The 16,770-nt window shown below is 69.0% G+C and carries 13 protein-coding genes; 7 read left to right on the forward strand and 6 right to left on the reverse strand.

Annotation, left to right across the window (positions count from 1 at the left end; translation table 11 throughout):
- The first annotated feature begins 207 nt into the window (after nucleotides 1-207).
- On the forward strand, nucleotides 208-4,533 hold the full coding sequence (locus tag QTH86_RS02065) for an autotransporter outer membrane beta-barrel domain-containing protein (protein ID WP_286649371.1): 4,326 nt from the start codon (nucleotides 208-210) through the stop codon (nucleotides 4,531-4,533).
- A gap of 52 nt (nucleotides 4,534-4,585) precedes the next feature.
- Nucleotides 4,586-5,158 carry an OmpA family protein gene (locus QTH86_RS02070; protein WP_286646321.1) on the forward strand — a complete coding sequence of 191 codons (573 nt, stop codon included), beginning with the start codon at nucleotides 4,586-4,588 and terminating at the stop codon, nucleotides 5,156-5,158.
- 29 nt (nucleotides 5,159-5,187) lie between these two features.
- On the opposite strand, the gene QTH86_RS02075 is transcribed toward QTH86_RS02070, so the two are convergent.
- The gene (locus QTH86_RS02075; RefSeq protein ID WP_286646320.1) at nucleotides 5,188-5,403 is read right to left on the reverse strand and encodes a hypothetical protein; all 216 of its coding nucleotides are present in this window, start codon (nucleotides 5,401-5,403) and stop codon (nucleotides 5,188-5,190) included.
- 35 nt (nucleotides 5,404-5,438) lie between these two features.
- Between QTH86_RS02075 and QTH86_RS02080 the strand changes: the two genes are divergently transcribed.
- From QTH86_RS02080 to QTH86_RS02090, 3 genes are read left to right on the forward strand one after another with little or no spacing between them, the layout of a single operon-like run.
- Nucleotides 5,439-7,406 (forward strand): galactose oxidase early set domain-containing protein, encoded by a 1,968-nt coding sequence (locus tag QTH86_RS02080; RefSeq protein WP_286646319.1) that lies wholly within the window; start codon nucleotides 5,439-5,441, stop codon nucleotides 7,404-7,406.
- A 19-nt stretch (nucleotides 7,407-7,425) separates the two neighbouring features.
- Entirely contained in the window at nucleotides 7,426-10,182 is a 2,757-nt protein-coding gene (locus tag QTH86_RS02085) for a galactose oxidase-like domain-containing protein (protein ID WP_286646318.1), read from the forward strand.
- Between the two features lie 46 nt (nucleotides 10,183-10,228).
- A complete protein-coding gene (locus QTH86_RS02090; RefSeq protein ID WP_286646317.1) occupies nucleotides 10,229-10,666 on the forward strand; it encodes a hypothetical protein in 438 nt (145 codons plus the stop codon).
- On the opposite strand, the gene QTH86_RS02095 is transcribed toward QTH86_RS02090, so the two are convergent.
- Nucleotides 10,663-11,286, reverse strand: a complete 624-nt coding sequence (locus QTH86_RS02095) for a DUF938 domain-containing protein (protein ID WP_286646316.1) — start codon at nucleotides 11,284-11,286, stop codon at nucleotides 10,663-10,665. The two genes, QTH86_RS02090 and QTH86_RS02095, sit on opposite strands and share 4 nt — an antisense overlap.
- Nucleotides 11,287-11,375: 89 nt before the next feature.
- Between QTH86_RS02095 and QTH86_RS02100 the strand changes: the two genes are divergently transcribed.
- Nucleotides 11,376-11,594 (forward strand): hypothetical protein, encoded by a 219-nt coding sequence (locus QTH86_RS02100; protein WP_286646315.1) that lies wholly within the window; start codon nucleotides 11,376-11,378, stop codon nucleotides 11,592-11,594.
- 95 nt (nucleotides 11,595-11,689) lie between these two features.
- A complete protein-coding gene (locus QTH86_RS02105) occupies nucleotides 11,690-14,065 on the forward strand; it encodes a Tex family protein (RefSeq protein WP_286646314.1) in 2,376 nt (791 codons plus the stop codon).
- Nucleotides 14,066-14,074: 9 nt separating this feature from the next.
- On the opposite strand, the gene QTH86_RS02110 is transcribed toward QTH86_RS02105, so the two are convergent.
- The 4 genes from QTH86_RS02110 to QTH86_RS02125 are packed head-to-tail and all read right to left on the reverse strand — an operon-like array spanning nucleotide 14,075 to nucleotide 16,660.
- Nucleotides 14,075-14,923 (reverse strand): alpha/beta hydrolase, encoded by an 849-nt coding sequence (locus QTH86_RS02110; RefSeq protein WP_286646313.1) that lies wholly within the window; start codon nucleotides 14,921-14,923, stop codon nucleotides 14,075-14,077.
- On the reverse strand, nucleotides 14,920-15,780 hold the full coding sequence (locus QTH86_RS02115) for a sterol desaturase family protein (RefSeq protein ID WP_286646312.1): 861 nt from the start codon (nucleotides 15,778-15,780) through the stop codon (nucleotides 14,920-14,922). The genes QTH86_RS02110 and QTH86_RS02115 overlap by 4 nt, the downstream gene beginning before the upstream one ends.
- A 10-nt stretch (nucleotides 15,781-15,790) precedes the next feature.
- Nucleotides 15,791-16,105 carry an EF-hand domain-containing protein gene (locus tag QTH86_RS02120; protein ID WP_286646311.1) on the reverse strand — a complete coding sequence of 105 codons (315 nt, stop codon included), beginning with the start codon at nucleotides 16,103-16,105 and terminating at the stop codon, nucleotides 15,791-15,793.
- Nucleotides 16,106-16,129: 24 nt separating this feature from the next.
- A complete protein-coding gene (locus tag QTH86_RS02125; RefSeq protein ID WP_286646310.1) occupies nucleotides 16,130-16,660 on the reverse strand; it encodes a hypothetical protein in 531 nt (176 codons plus the stop codon).
- Nucleotides 16,661-16,770: the final 110 nt, after the last annotated feature.

The raw sequence follows: 16,770 nt of genomic DNA on the forward strand, positions 1-16,770 counted from the left end.
CACACCACATGCGTGCCGCGATGAGCGCTGCAGTGTGCCAACTAGTCGGCACTACTGGTTAACAAAGGATACGCAATCTCGCGAAACCTCGCATTTTCCCCCGTCACCCCACCGTGCTCGACACCATCCGGCCCCATCAGGGAGTGATGGTCAGAGCAGTCCGCAGTGTCTGCCCGACCGCAATTGAAACATGACGAGGGTAAACACATGAACAGCACATACAGGTCAATCTGGAACGAGTCGCTCGGCGCTTGGGTGGCGACCAGCGAGCTTTGCAAGGCGCGTGGCAAGAGATCGTCGAGCAGCGTGTTGGCCGCGGGCCTCTTGGCTGCGGTCGTCTGCGGCAGCGCATCGTCGGCCTGGGCGGCCAACGAGTGCGGTGTTGTCGCTTCGGGCGGCACGGTGACTTGCCAGGGCGATGGCACGCCCGTGGGGGACGCCAACCCGAACACCACCGGCATTTTCTATGGCACCGACAACATCAAAGTCATCGTGGACGGCACCGCGACACCCTTAACCATCGCGCCAGTCACCACGCCGACAACCGCCAATGGCGTTTTTTCAGGCGGCAGCGGCGTAGGCAATCAACAGATTGAAATCAACGGCCCCGTCACGATCAATCTGACCACCCCGGCGGGAAATCCTGCTACCGGTGCAGCCTGGGCTGTGCTGGCCAACACATCGGGCGGTAACGGCAATGCGAGCATCGTCATCAATGGCGCGAACATCACCAGCAAAGGCGAATACGCTTCTGGCGTCGCCACCAGCGTCGTCGGCAACGGCAATGCAACCTCGATCCTCAACAGCGGCTCCATCTCCACCACTGGCACGCAAGGTTCAGGGGTCGGTCTGACTGCCGAAACGTACGGCATCGGCACGGCGACGGTCACGGTGAACGGCGGTTCGATCAGCACCGGCACTCCGGCAGGCGGGTCGCACGCGGCTTTCGCGCTAGCGCGTGGCAATGGCGATGCTGTGGCCACCATGACGGGCGGTGTTGCCTCCACACAGGTCGAGAATAACTCGGTCGTCGTCGCCGCGACACAGGGCTCCGGCGATGCGTACGCCACCATGTCTGGCGGCACTGCGACGACGAACGGCGCCAGCTCGGTCGTTGTCGCGGTCGGTTCCGGGTCTGGCGACGCGATTGCCAGCCAGACGGGGGGGACGGTGATCGCCAACGGAGCGGGCGGCGTCGGGCTGGCCGCGTTGGCCACCGGCACGGGCGCCGCGACCGCATCCATGACGGGTGGCAGCATCGCGACCCAGGGCAGCAACGGCTACGGCATCTGGGCCATGGTCCTGAACCCGGCCAGCACCGCCGCAGCAACGGCAACCATGGATGCCGCAGCGTCGACGGTCACCACCATCGGCACCGCCGGCGCTGGTATTTATGCACGCAACGAAGGCAATGGCACGGCCACAGCCACGCTGCTGAACGGCCGCATCAGCACGGCGGGCAGCTACGGCTACGGGCTCTATGCCGGCACAGTGGGGGCCGGCAATGCCGTCGCCAGTTCCTCAGCGGGCACGTTCATCCAGACCAGCGGCATGGACGGTGCCAAGGGGATCTTTGCCCATGCCATGGGAACCGGAACTGCAACGGCGACCAACAACGGAAACGTGCTGACGACCGGTGCTTCCGGTCTGGATGGAAATTTCGGCGTCTATGCCGCTGCGGTGAACAGCAATGCGACAGCAGCCAACACCGGCACCATCGTGACCGGCGGGACGTTCGGCTATGGCGTGTATGCAGTCGCAAACGGCAATGGCATCGCGACGGCCACCTCGAGCGGCGCCGTCACGACGAATGGTCCCTACTCCACAGGGATCGGCGCGCACATCGACAACGGCGATGCGTCGAAGCACGGCACGGCGATTGCAACGCTCCAGGCCGGAGGAACCGTTGCGACGAATGGGTCTCCCTACGGCATTGGTGTTTTTGCGGACGTCATGGGCTATGGGGATGCGGTTGCCACCAACCAGGGGGCCATCGCGACCCAGGGGCAGTTCGCGAACGGCACGACAGCCCGCGTGCTGTATGGGGCCGGTGACGCCACGGCGGTGAATCAAGGGACGATATCCACCACGGGTATCGCAGCCCAAGGCATACAGGCAGCCGTTGATCAGGGCGCTGTGGGCAATGCAACCGCGTCGAACACCGGGGCGGTCACCACGCTTGGCCAGGATGCGGTCGGTATTTCGGCGAGCGTCGGAACGGTGACCAGCTCCTCGACGGCGACGGCCATCATGAACGGCGGAACGGTCAACACATCGGGCACCTCTGCCGCCGGCATCGTCAGCTCCAACGCCGGCCTGGGCCTGGCTGCGGTTCAGATGAACGCGGGCACGGTGACGGCGACGGGCGCGAATGCCGACGGCTTGCAGGCCAAAGCGGCTGCGGGCACCTACCAGGTCGACGCCACGGGCGGGAGCGTGACCAGCGGCAGCGGCGCCGGGGCGGCCATCCACACCCTGGCGGCGGCAGGCGGCACCGTCAATGTCGGCGCGGGCGCCACCCTCAACGGCGCCGCCTCCGGCATTGCGATCCGCGACGGCGACGCCACGGGCAGCGGCACCGACGCCCTGGGCGGCAATGCGGTGGTCACCACCGCCGGCACCGTGACCGGCGATGCGATCCTCGGCCTGGGCAACGACAGCCTGGCGCTCACCGGCGGCAGCTTCAGCGGCAACCTCTACGGCGACGACCGCGTGGCCAGCGCCAACGACGGCAACGACAGCTTCCGCTGGACCGGCGGCACGCTCACCGGTGGCTTCTACGGCCAGAACGGCTCGGACACCGCACTGGTCGTGGCGCCTGCCTACAACGGCAGCACCATCCTCGACGGTGGCGACGATGTTGCCATTGCCGACGGCTGGGTCGACCGGCTGACGCTGCAGGGCGTCACCGCCACGGCTGGCGGTGCCCAGTTGCTCAACTGGGAGTCCATCACCCTGGACAACACGCGCCTCACCCTGGCGGGCGCCCCGCTGACGGTGGGTGCCGGGCTGGACGCCGGTGGTGCGCCGTTGGGCCTCTTCATCAACCCGACGAGCACCGTGCTGATGGGCGCGAGCACCTTCGCCATCACCGGCGACGTGCACAACGCCGGCGTGGTCGACCTGCGCAACCCCTCGGGCACGCCCGGCAACGCGCTCACGGTCAACGGCAACTACGCCGGCACCAACGGGCTGGTGAGGATCAACACGGCGCTCGGCAACGACGCCAGCGCCACCGACAAGCTGGTGGTCAACGGCAACACCAGCGGCACGACACGGCTGCAGGTGACCAACGCTGGCGGCGCCGGCGCGCCGACCGTCAACGGCATCCAGGTGGTGCAGGTGACGGGCAGCTCGAGCGAAGGCAACTTCGCCCTGGCCTCGCCGGTGCAAGCCGGTGCCTTCGAATACGGCCTGCACCGAGGCGGCCGCACCGACGGCGACGCCAACAGCTTCTACCTGAGCAGCGTCTATGCGCCGCCGCCGACGCCGGAGGTCATTCCGACGCCCGCACCGGCCCCAGCCCCGGAAGTGCTTCGCCCGGCCGTCCCCGGCTACGTGCTGGGCCAGGTCGCCAGCAACGAGCTGGGCCTGGGCCTGCTCGGCAGCCTGCACAAGCGTGTGGGCGAGCAGCAGACCGCCAAGTGGGACTACTGCGGCTGCGACGACAAGGCGCCGGCCGACCAGGTCTGGGGCCGTCTGCATGCACAGCGCCTGGACATCGACGGCAAGCGCCAGTTCGGCGCCGAGCAGGACCTGCAGTTCGTGCAGTTCGGCAAGGACCTCTCGATCGCCTACAGCGGCGACCCGGGCGACAAGTCGCGCACGCACACCGGCCTGAGCATGGGCTACGGCCGCACCACCACCGACTTCGGCGACCGCCGCCGCGGCGACGCCGGCATGGGCTACGACACCGGCAACATGAAGGGCCAGATGGCCACGCTGGGGGCGTACCACACGCGTTATGCTGACAACGGCAGCTACCTCGACCTGGTCGGCCAGCTGCATGCGGTGCACAACAAGTACACCGACAAGTACGGCGGCGAGGGCACCCAGAAGGGCGCGGGCTTCGGCCTGAGCGCCGAGGTGGGCCGGCCCTGGCAGATCGGCGAGAGCCAGTGGCTCATCGAGCCGCAGGCGCAGCTGAGCTACCAGGCGACCCGCTACAAGGGCTTCTCGGATGACGTGTCCTCGGTGGACGGCTTCACCGGCCAGAGCCTGCGTGCGCGCCTGGGCGGGCGCCTGGCCTGGAACGACAAGGCGGAACGCGCCGACAAGTTCACCCGCACCAACACCTTCTATGTGACGGCCAACCTGCTGCACGAGTTCATGGATCCGGAGGCAGTGACCGTCGGTGGCACCTCGGTGCGCGAGGACTGGGCCAAGAAGACCTGGGCCGAGGTCGGCGTGGGCGCACAGCTGCCGCTGAGCAAGTCGACCTACCTCTACGGTGGCCTGCAGTACCAGCGCTCGCTCGGCGATCGCAGCCGCGAAGGCGTGTCGGGGCAGCTCGGCGTGCGCGTCGCGTGGTGAGCACCGGCGCATCACCGACCCCATCCCCAGGACCATCCCAAGGAAACATCCCATGCCAACCCATCACATTCCACGCCATCTGGTGCTCGCTGCAGCGGCACTGGCCAGTCTTGCGCTCGCCGGTTGCGGCAGCCTGCACGACGAACGCTACAACTGGTGCCAGGGGCAGAACTGTGCCGTCGCGCAGGTTGTTGCACCGGCGCCGGCCGCCGCACCTGCAGCACCGATGCTGCGGCGCGTGAATCTCAGCGCGGACACGCTGTTCGTGTTCGATCGTTCGAGCGCGGCCGACATGCTGCCCCAGGGCAAGGCCGAGCTCGACGCGCTGGCACGCGCCCTGCGAGGGCAGGAGATGCAGGTGCAAAGCCTGGTCATCACCGGCCATACCGACCGGCTCGGCGACGCTGCCTACAACGACGCCCTCGCGCTTCAGCGCGCCAACACCGTCGCTGACTACCTGAAGGCGCAGGGTGTGGGCGCGCCCATGCAGGTCAAGGCCATGGGCGAGCGCGAGCCCGTCACGACCGGCTGCAAGGGGGACGCACGCACGGCGGCGCTGATCGCTTGTCTGCAGCCCGATCGCCGTGTGTCGGTCGACATCCACGGCATGGCGACGACGCCATAGCCGCAACCGGCCGGGTGCTTATCGCCCGGTCAGTTGTTGTCGTCGAACAGGGGCGCGGTGCCAAGGGGCCGCGCCCCTTCTTTGTCAGCATGCACAGCTCGGCAAAGCCACCGCCCGGTGCGGAAAAGCCGCCGGACCATCCGATCTTCATCCAGCGTTTCGGCCTGCGAATCCTGGATCGTGTGCACGACCGCACGAAGTCGGGCCAGGGAAGAGGATTCAATTTTGTGAACTTTTGTGTTCAATCTATAAACGCTTCATTCAACCAGGGAGGCGTCGAATGAACGCATGGATCGACAGGAATGCAGCAGCCGTACGCGGGTGGACGCGCACCGGCGTGTTCGTCGCGGCGGCGGCCATGCTGGCCAGCTGCGGTGGGGGTGGCGGAGACGGCGGCACGACGGCCGGCGGATCCGGCAGCGGTAGCGGTAGCGAGGTGCTGCCGCTTTCGCCAGCCCCATCGCCCGCACCGTCGCCGTCGCCGTCGCCCGCGCCTGCCCCGCAGGCCGCCACCCTACTGAGTCCCGGCGCGCCCAGCAAGCTCGGCGGCGCGCGCGTGACCTTCGACTGGACGGCCAGCGACGCGGACGCCTACCGGCTCACAGTCGAACGGCCCGGCACCACCGCCCTGCTGTTTGACGGCACGACCGCCGACACGCACCTCGCCGTGGCCGGACTGCCGGTTGATGGCGGCGAACTGATCGCCCACCTGCAGACCCGCCACGGCGACATTTGGCTCCCTGCCGTGGACTACCGCTTCACCGCGGCCGGCTACACCGCCGCGCAGTCGACCGCCGCGGCCAAGCCCTGGACCGACCCGATCGCGCTGCCCCTGGTGCCGGCATCGGCAGCCAACTTGCCCGACGGCAAGATCCTGATCTGGTCGGCGCGCGCCCCCACATATTTCGGTCCTGGACCCGAGAGCACGGCCACCTACACCTCGGTGTTCGATCCAGTCGAAAAGAGGGCAACTGCGGCCACCGCGATCAACCCCGGCCACGAAATGTTCTGCGAAGGTCTCAGCATGCTGGCCGACGGCGCCATCATGGTGTCGGGCGGCAACGATGCGGGCCAGACCTCCCTCTACGACACCACGACGGCCAAATGGACAAGGAGCGCGACGCTGAACGTGCCGCGGGCCTACAACGCCAGCACCACGATGTCCGACGGCTCGGTCTTCACGGTCGGCGGTTCATGGAGCGGTGGACAGGGCGGCAAGGTCGGCGAGGTCTGGTCGGTCACCAACAAGACCTGGCGCACGCTGCCCGGCGTGCCGGCGAACATGCCGGACGCCAGCAACGTGGCTGACCCGCCGCTCAACGGATCCGACGGCCGAGGCGTCTATCGCGCCGACAACCACATGTGGTTGTTCGGCCAGGCGGGCGGCTGGGTGTTCCAGGCCGGACCGAGTGCCGCAATGCACTGGATCGACACGCGCGGCAAGGGCGCGATCATCCAGGCCGGCCCGCGCGGCGACGACCCCTACGCCATGACCGGCAGCGCCGTGATGTACGACATCGGCAAGATCCTCAAGCTGGGCGGCGCGCCCAACCATGACTGGGGGGAAGCGTTCAAAAGCGCCTACATCATCGACATCAACGCCGGCCCGCCCAAGCCCGCGACGGTGCGCAAGGTCGCGCCGCTGGCCTATGGCCGCACCTTCTTGAACAGCGTGGTGCTGCCGAACGGCGAAGTGATCGTCGTCGGCGGCCAGACGCAGCCCGTGGGCTTTTCGGACGCTTACGGCGTGCTGGCGGCGGAGCTGTGGAACCCCATCACCGAGACGTTCATCACGCTGCCGGCCATGAAGACGGCCCGCAACTATCACAGCACCGCACTGCTGCTGATGGACGGCCGCGTGATGTCGGGCGGTGGTGGCCTATGCAACTGCGACGGCGACCACGCCGACGCAGAGATCTACACACCGCCCTATCTGCTCGCGCCCGACGGCTCGCCCGCGCCGCGCCCGGCACTCACCGCTGCGCCCGCGAAAGCGACATGGGGCGAAACCATCGCGGTCAAGACCGATCGGGCGGTGAGCCGCTTCGCGCTGGTGCGCATGGCGTCGACGACGCATTCGGTCAACACCGACCAACGGCGCATTCCGGTCAGCTTCACCGGCAGCGCGGGCGACTACGCACTCTCGATTCCGTCCGATCGCGGGATGCTTCTCACCGGTAACTACATGCTGTTCGCGCTCGATGCTCAGGGCGTGCCCAGCGTTGCGCGCACCGTCAACATCCGCTGAGTTACTAGGGAGGCGTCGAATGAACGCATGGATCGATAGGAAGGCGGCAGCCGTACGCGTGTGGACGCGCACCGGCGTGTTCGTCGCGGCGGCGGCCATGCTGGCCAGCTGTGGCGGGGGTGGCGGAGACGGCGGGCAGGGGGGCGGCGCGAGCGCCGGCACCGCCGCGATGACGCCGGAGGTCGCCGCCATCGTCGCGGCCGAGCAGGACACGCCGGGTGCGCCGGTCGACCTCGGGACGCCGCCACCGCCACAGCCGGTACCGCCGGTGTCGCCGCCCCCGCCCCCCGGGCCGCCCCAGCCGGTGCCGGCACTCACGCAGGAGCTGCGCGAGGCGGGTACGAAGGGTCTGTGGTCGGCACCGGAGACCTGGCCCATCAACGCCATCCATGCGGTGCTGACGCCCGACGGCAACGTGATGACCTACGGCAGCAACCCCAGCGGAGAGCAGGGCGCTCAGCTCTACTACGACGTCTGGAACCCGGTGACCAAGGCCCATGCCCTGTTGCAACACACCACCGGCACCGACCTCTTCTGCAATGCCCAGCTGGTGCTGCCCGTGTCGGGCCAGGTGCTGCTCGCGGGCGGCGACGTACGAGGGCAGAACCTGCGCAACGCGGCGGGCAACCTGCTGGTCAACACCGGCGTGGCCGACGTCAATCTCTTCGATCCGGTGGCGCAGTCCATCAAGGCCTCGGGCACGCCGATGAACTACTCGCGCTGGTACGACACGCTGACCACGTTGCCGGATGGCCGCGTGTTCGTGCTCGCCGGCATGGAAGCCAGCGGCGCGCGCGCCGAGTATCCGGAGGTCTACACCGCCGGGCAGGGCTGGCGCACGCTCACCGGCATCCGCTGGCCGGGCGAGTTGTTCTATCCGCGCACGATGCTCGCCCCGACCGGCCAGTTGGTCGTGGCCAGCGGCAGCACGCTCTATGGCATCAACACCGACGGCAATGGCGCCATCGCCCAGATCGGCGCGCTGCCCTCCGACGTCCGATGGCAGCTCCCCTGGGCCATGTTCGACAAGGGCAAGGCGCTGTTCGTGCGCGCCGGTGGCAAGGTCTCGGTGGTGGACGTCAACACCACCACGCCGGTCGTCACCGAGACCGAGAGCATCGGGACCAACCGCATCTGGGCATCCACCACCGTGCTGCCCGACGGCCAAGTGCTGGCCACCGGCGGTTCGGGCCGGGAAAATGTGGCGTTCGATGTATCGCTCGCGGCGAGCATCTGGAACCCGAAGACCGGCAAATGGAGCGTCGGCGCCTCGGCGCAGAAGTACCGCCTCTACCATTCCACGGCGCTGCTGCTGCCCGACGCCACCGTGCTCACGGTCGGCGGCGGTTCGCCCGGGCCGGTGGTGCAGTTGAACGGCGAGGTCTATGCGCCGCCTTACCTGTTCGCCAAGGACGGCAGCGGCCGGCGCCTGCCGCGCCCGATCATCGTGGCGGGGGAGAGCGACCTGACCCTGGGCAAGGACTTCGGCATGTCGGTGATCGCGGCACACCCGATCCAGCGCGTGACCTTGGTGCGCACCGGCTCGGTGACCCACTCCTACGACTTCGAGCAACGCTTCCTCGAACTGCCCTTCACCCAGGACGGCGCCCGCCTCAAGATCAAGCTGAACGAGAACGCCAACGTGGTGCCACCGGGGCACTACATGGTGTTCGCCTTCGACGATGCCGGCGTGCCCTCCGTGGCGAAGATCGTGCGCATCGGCAGCACGGCGGTGCCGGCCCAGTTCACGCTGGCGGCGCACCTGCCGTCCTTCCTCGGCACCGCCGACGTCGGCCGCAACGGCTCGGCGCATATCGACAGCGCCGGGGTGCTGATGCTGACCGATCCCAAGGCCGGGCAACTGGGCTCTGCCTTCTACCGGGCGCCGGTGGCGCTGGGCGGGGAGACCTCGTTCAGCACCCGGTTCCAGTTCAAGATGGGCCCTGGTGGCGGCGAGGGCATGACCTTCGTGGTGCAGGGCAACGACTCGTCGACGCTGGGCGAAGGCGGCAGCGCCCTCGGCTACGGCGGCATCCGACGCAGCGTGGCCGTCAAGCTCGACACGCGCGCCACGCTGGGGCAGGACCCGAACGGCAACCACGTCGGCATCCTGCTCAACGGCAGCCTGCTGGCCGATGCCTATGTCGACGCGCCATTCACCCTGGCGGACGGCTTCGCGCACACGATGTGGGTGGACTACGACGCGCGCTCGCGCAGGCTGTCGGTGTTTCTTTCGCGCGATGCCACCGCCGTCAAGCCGGCGCAGCCTGTGCTGCAGCGTGAGATCAACCTGGAGCGAGTGGTTGACAGTGCCAAGCTGTACTTCGGCTTCACGGCCGCCAATGGCCAGCAGGCCACCGCCCATCAGATCGACAGCTGGAGCTTCGTGGCCGGCGCCTCGCCGACGGCGAAGGATCGCCTGGCGGCGGGCGAACAACTGATTCCGGGCCAGCGCCTGGTGTCGCCGGACGGCCGTTTCGGCCTGACCCTCGAAGAAAGCGGCAACCTCGTGCTGACCGAGTACGCCAGCGGCACCGTGCGCTGGCAGTCAGGCACCGCGGGCACGCCGGCGGCGCGCCTGGCGCTGGGCAGCGAGGGAAATCTGGTGCTGTACGGACTCGACCTCGTGCCGATCTGGAAAAGCGGCAACACCGGATCGGGGGGGGCCTCGGCGGCGCTGGGCAACGACGGCGTCCTGGCGCTCTACCGGGCCGACGGCACGGCCGTCTGGCGCTCCGCGGGCGCACTGCCAGCGGGCCTCGCCGCGCAGCAGTGAGCGGGCAGGGGCTGCGGGCGCCGATGTCGCTGCCGGCAGCGGTGGCATGCTCGAGGCCATGACCGCGAAACTGTGTCGTGCCTTGGGTTGGCTGCTGGCGTTGGGCAGCCTGTCGGGTTGCGACCTCCAACCGTTCACGGCGACGCCTTCCGATCCCTTGATGAGCAAGGAGGCCATCGCCACGCGCGAAGCGCCTGCCGAGCGCGTCTTTCAGGGCCGGCTGGCCGGTGAACCTACGTTCCTGGTGCTGCACGACTGCGAGGTGTACCGGGTCGAGCGCCGGGAAGAGGGCGGCGTCCGCTGGGTCAGTGTTCTGGCGCCCGAGTTCTACCCGTTCTGGACCGTGTGCCAACGCCAGTCCCTGTCGTTCGACGCCGGCGTCCTGACCGTCACGCTCGGCCGCATGGCCATCGGCGCGGGCGGATGCTGTGCCACGGGCGGCACCTACCGCTCCGTGGACGGGCGAACCTGGAAAAAGCGCTAGGCCACCGCGGCGCCGCCGAACACGAGCAACAGGTTGTTCGCCGGCATCGGACGCCGTGCGCGCAGCGCGAGGCCCGCCTGGGCCGCTTCGCGCACCACGTTGTCCAGCCTGCGGATGCCCCAGGCCGGATCACGCGCCCGCAGGCTCCGATCGAAGGCCTCATTGCTCGGCGCGACCGGACCGTCCTCCAGATAAGGTCCATAGGTGATCAGCACACCGCCCGGCTGCAGATGGCGGACCGCACCCTGCATGAGCGCGGCGCACGTGGCGGGCGGGGCGATGTGCAGCATGTTGGCGCAGAAGATGGCGTCGAAGCGCTCGGCGAAGGGGGCATCCGCGGCGGGCCACGGCGCCGACATGACGTCCAGCCGCACCGGCGGCCGCAGATTGGGCAGGCCGCTCTGCGCGATCCGGGCGGCGATCGCCGGCAGCGCTTGGGCATCGACATCGCTGGGGTGCCAGATCCACGCCTCCAGCCCCGCGGCGAACCACACCGCATGCTGGCCCGTGCCGGAGGCGATCTCGAGGGCGTTACCGCGCTCGCCCAGCAGCTCGCGCAGGGCGTCGAGAATGGGTTGCTTGTTGCGTTCGGCGGCGGTGCTGAGGGGCAGATCGGTCATCGGCCGGATTTTGCGGCACGATGGCCATACCCCCCGCCATCGGCGTTCGCTGATGAGCCCATTGACACGCCACTGTTCTACTCCCCCCAATGAAGACCATCGACGAGATGCTGAACCTCGACCTGCTCACCCCTGAGCAGCACCGCCAGATCGGCGACTGGATTGCGCGCGCGAACTCGCCCGAAGACATTCTCAAGATGCCCGCGCCGCTCTGGCAGGCCGTCGAACGCGCCAGCGAGGTCATGGGCATCGACCAGGACCTGACGCGTCCGCCCTTGCTCGGGGCCGGTGACACCGTCTTCACCTAGAGAGAGCCGGTAGGCGCCTGCGATCACGACCCCGCGCCCCCGGAGGCCTATGGCAAACTTCCGCGCTTCATTGCGCCCCAGGGACTCATTCGAACATGCAGAAAATCATTCGCCAGCTCGCCGCCGAGATCAAGGTCGGCGAGCACCAGGTGAAGGCGGCCATCGAGCTGCTCGACGGCGGTGCCACGGTGCCCTTCATTGCCCGCTACCGCAAGGAAGTGACTGATGGCCTCGACGACATCCAGTTGCGCGAACTCGAGGCGCGCCTGTCGTACCTGCGCGAGCTCGACGACCGCCGTGGCGCGGTACTCAAGAGCATCGACGAACAGGGCAAGCTGACCGACGCGCTGCGAGCCGCCATCGCGAACGTGACCACCAAGCAGGAGCTGGAAGACCTCTACCTGCCCTTCAAGCAGAAGCGCCGCACCAAGGGCCAGATCGCGCGCGAGTTCGGCATCGAACCGCTGGCCGACAGGCTCTTCGCCGACCCGACGCTCGACCCGGCCGTCGAGGCGCAGGCCTTTCTCAAACCGCCCGAGACGCTCGACGACGGCAAGCCCGGCGCCGACTTCTCCACCGTGCCGGCCGTGCTCGACGGCGTGCGCGACATCCTGTCGGAGCGCTGGGCCGAAGACGCGGCGCTGGTGCAGCGCCTGCGCGAATGGCTGTGGGCCGAGGGCCTGCTCAAGTCGACGCTGATGGCGGGCAAGGACGAGAACAACGCCGACGTCGCCAAGTTCCGCGACTACTTCGACTACGACGAGCCGATCGGCCGCGTGCCGTCGCACCGCGCACTGGCCGTATTCCGTGGCCGCGCGCTCGACATCCTCGATGCCAAGCTGGTGCTGCCGGTCGAACCCGAGCCGGGCAAGCCGTCCATCGCCGAAGGCAAGATCGCCTTGCATCTCGGATGGAGCCATTCGGCCCGCAAGGCCGACGACCTGATCCGCAAGTGCGTGGCCTGGACCTGGCGCGTGAAGCTCGCGCTCTCGACCGAGCGCGACCTGTTCACCCGTCTGCGCGAAGAGGCCGAGAAGGTCGCCATCAAGGTCTTTGCCGACAACCTGCGCGACCTGCTGCTGGCCGCGCCCGCCGGCCCGCGCGTGGTGCTGGGGCTGGACCCCGGCATCCGCACCGGCGTGAAGGTCGCGGTGGTCGATGCGACCGGCAAGCTGGTCGAGACCGCCACCGTGTTCCCGCACGAGCCGCGCAAGGACTGGGAAGGTTCGCTGCACACGCTGGGCAAGCTGTGCGCCAAGCACGGCGTGAACCTCATCGCCATCGGCAACGGCACCGCCAGCCGCGAGACCGACAAGCTGGCCGGCGACCTGATCAAGCTGCTCGCGAAGATGGCCGAGCAGGCCGGCGCACCGCCGATGGCCATCGACAAGGTGGTGGTGAGCGAGGCCGGCGCCTCGGTCTATTCCGCCAGCGAATTCGCCTCGCAGGAGATGCCCGATGTGGACGTGAGCCTGCGCGGCGCCGCCAGCATCGCGCGCCGCCTGCAGGACCCGCTGGCCGAGCTGGTGAAGATCGACCCGAAGTCGATCGGCGTCGGCCAGTACCAGCACGACGTGAACCAGAGCGAGCTCGCGCGCACGCTGGTCGCGGTGGTGGAAGACTGCGTGAACTCCGTGGGCGTCGACCTCAACACGGCCAGCGTGCCGTTGCTGTCGCGCGTGTCGGGCCTGTCGGCTAGCGTGGCCAAGGCGGTGGTGCGTTGGCGCGAGGCCAACGGCGCCTTCGCGACGCGCAAGCAACTGCTCGAAGTGACCGGCTTCGGCCCCAAGGCCTTCGAGCAGAGTGCCGGCTTCCTGCGCGTGCGCGGCGGCAGCAACCCGCTCGACGTGACCGGCGTGCACCCGGAAACCTACCCGGTGGTCGAGCAGATCATGGCCAAGACCGGCAAGCCCATCGCAGAGCTGATGGGCCGCGCCGAGATGCTCAAGACGCTGCGGCCCGAACTGTTCGCCAACGAGAAGTTCGGCGTTATCACGGTCAAGGACATTCTGGGCGAACTCGAGAAGCCCGGCCGCGACCCGCGCCCGGACTTCAAGGTGGCGCGTTTCAACGACGGCGTCGACGACATCGCCGACCTCAAGGAAGGGATGATCCTCGAAGGCACCGTGAGCAACGTCGCGCAGTTCGGCGCCTTCATCGATCTGGGCGTGCACCAGGACGGCCTGGTGCACGTGAGCCAGCTCGCCAACAAGTTCGTCGAGGACGCGCGCGAGATCGTCAAGACCGGCGACATCGTGCGTGTCAAGGTGATGGAAGTCGACGTGGCCCGCAAGCGCATCGGGCTGTCGATGCGGCTCGACGCGGCCCCCGCGCGCCGCGACGGCCCGCGCGAGAACCGCTTCGAGGGCGCGGGCCGCGGCCAGCAGCAGGGCGCGCGCCGCGATAACGCGCCGCAACCTGCGGGGCAGATGGCGAGCGCCTTCGCCAAGCTGCAGGGGCTGCGCAAGTAAGGTCCGGCGTCAGCGGGCGGCCAGGAGCCGGTCGATGAAGGCGTCGACCGATGCGGTGTACGCACCCGGCAGGCCAAGTTCGCCGTTGACGCTTGCGTGGTCGAGTGCCTGCGGCAACAGCTCGGAGGTTGCGCCCAGGGCCCGGGCGCGGTCGACGAACACCTTCGCCTGGCCGCACGAATCGTCGCGGCGCAGCGTCGAGCACACGACCAGCGTCGGCACGGCGCGCGGCGTGAACGCGGCGGTCGGCGACACGCTGCGCCAGTAGGCCGGGTCGGCGCCGAACACGCGGTCGTAGAAGCGCAGGTGCCGGCGCGACATCAGCGCGACCGTGTCGATGGCGGCAGAGTCCAGCACCACCGTGCCGCGCCACGGCCCCGCCCCCTCGGCAGCGGCCCGCGTCGGGTCGGCACTCAGCAGCGCCACCAGGTGTGCGCCGGCCGAGTGGCCCATCAGCACCACGCGCGAGGCGTCGCCGCCCCATTCGCCGGCGCGGGCCTGGACCGCCGCCAGCGCACGGGCGACGTCGCGGGCCTGTGCTTGCACATCGATGTCCGGCACCATGCGGTAGTTGATCGACACCACGATGTAGCCGCGCTCGCCGACCCAGTGCGCGACCTTGGCGTCGATCACGCGCGACATCGACTTGTCGCCGACCATCCATGCACCGCCGTGCACCATCAGCAGCATCGGCGCGCGCTGCGGCGCGGCCGGCAGGAAGATGTCCATGCGCTGGCGGGCGTCGGGGCCGTAGGGCAGGTCGTCGAGGCGGCGGATGTCGTCAGGCAGTGCCGCCTGGGCTCCGAAGGCGAAGAGGGCGAGCAGCATCGCCGCGGCGGCATGCGTCCTCCATTTCATGGTCGGGCTCCCGGTGGGCCGAACACGGTCAGCAGCCGGGCGCGCCAGCCGCGCGCCGCCCACAGATCACGCCCCAGGTTCAGCCATTCGTGGAAGGCGATGCGCAGCGGGTTGTGCGTGCGCAGCGGCGTCGTCAGGCCGTAGCGGATCGGCACCTCGGCCCGCTCGTCGACGAAGGTGCCGAAGAGCCGGTCGAAGATGATCAGCACACCGCCGTAGTTGCAGTCGAGGTACTCGGTGTTCGAGGCGTGGTGCACCTTGTGGTGGGTCGGCGTGTTCAGCACCCATTCGAGCGGGCCGAGGCGCGGCATCCACGGCGCATGCAGCCAGAACTGGTAGAGCAGGTTGAGCGCCACGCTCGCGAGCACCGCATTCGGCGGAAAGCCCAGCCACACCAGCGGCGTGAAGAAGAGGGCGGTGCCGGTGAGCTTGCCGGTCCAGCCCAGGCGCATCGCCGCCGCCAGCGTGAGCTCGTTGGGCGAGTGGTGCACCGCGTGCGTGGCCCAGAACCAGCGCACCCGGTGCGCGCTGCGGTGGTACCAGTAGTAGAAGAACTCCTGCCCGACGAAGAGCAGCCCGAAGGCCAGCGGCGTCGAGAGCGCCAGCGTCTGCAGGCGGTGCTCGTGGGCCCACAGCAGGAGCGGCGTGGCCAGCGAGAGGCCGAGCGCATCGATGGCACGACGGCCCAGCGCATCGGCGATCGACGCGGCGAAGGCGCGCCAGTCGTAGGCGCGGCGCAGCCAGAAGGAGTGCACCAGCCCTTCGAGCGTGGCGATGCCGATCACCACCAGCGGCAGCAGCGCCAGCCAGCGCAGGGCGTCGGCGCCCAGCGATTCGCCGAGGGCATGGAGGGACATGCAACGCTCCTTATTTGCCGGCCTGACGCATACCGCGCTGCGTCATCGCGTAGGCCTCGATCTCGGCCAGGGTCACGCTGCCCTTGCGGGTGGTATCGATGGCATCGAAGTTCTTGGACACCCATGGCATCTTGCTGGCTTCGTCCCGGGTGAGCTGGCCGTCGACGTTGGTGTCGGCCGCGCCGAAGCGCTTGCGCAGTTCGGTCTGCATGCGTTCGGCGCGCTGGCCGGCGGGCGCCTGCGCGCAGGCGGCGACACTCGTCAGCGCCAGCAGGGTAGCCAGTGCGCCGGGTGCAACACGGTGGATGGAGCGGGTGATCTTCATGGTCTTCTCCTACAGGTGCGGCAATCAGCGGCAGGCGATGACGGCGCCGCTGGCGTTGTAGCAGGTCGCGCTGCGTGTCAGCCCGGTGTCGCTGTTGTACGAACTGCTGCTCTGCACGCTGTTGCCTGTCGCGGCATTGGTGGCGCTGGTGCTGCGGCTTTGCGTCACGTTGCCGGATGCGTCGCGGCTGGCGCTGCCGCTGCTCTGTACGCTGCCCTGGCTGCCGCTGGCCGACAGGCTGCTCTGGTGGGTGGCCGAGCCGTCGGCGTTGCGTGTGTTGGTGCCGGCGCGCGAAGCCGTGCCGCCGTTCGGGCCGCGCGCGACGCCGCCGCGCACGGCTGTGGCGTTGCCCTGACCGTCGGTCGCGACAGCGCGGCCGCGGGCGATGCCGCCGCCATACGGGCCCTGGCGCACCACGGCCGCCGTGGCGGTTGTGCCGCCGGCGGCGTTGGGGCGCACGACGCGGCGGCTGGCCGCTTCGGCGTCGGTGGTGATGGCGAAGCCGGCGACCAGCAGCGCGGCGCCGAGGGCGGAAATGGACAGGGCGTGTGTCATGGGACGACTCCTTCGAGGGCCGGCGCCACACCGTGCGGCACCGTGGCCTCACTGTCGCCGCGCCTCGCCGGGAAAGGGTGTCACGGCGGTCGTGGTCGGTGGCAAGCCAT

This window comes from Variovorax sp. J2L1-78 (assembly GCF_030317205.1).
In the GTDB taxonomy this organism is placed as follows: Bacteria; Pseudomonadota; Gammaproteobacteria; order Burkholderiales; family Burkholderiaceae_C; genus Variovorax; species Variovorax arabinosiphilus.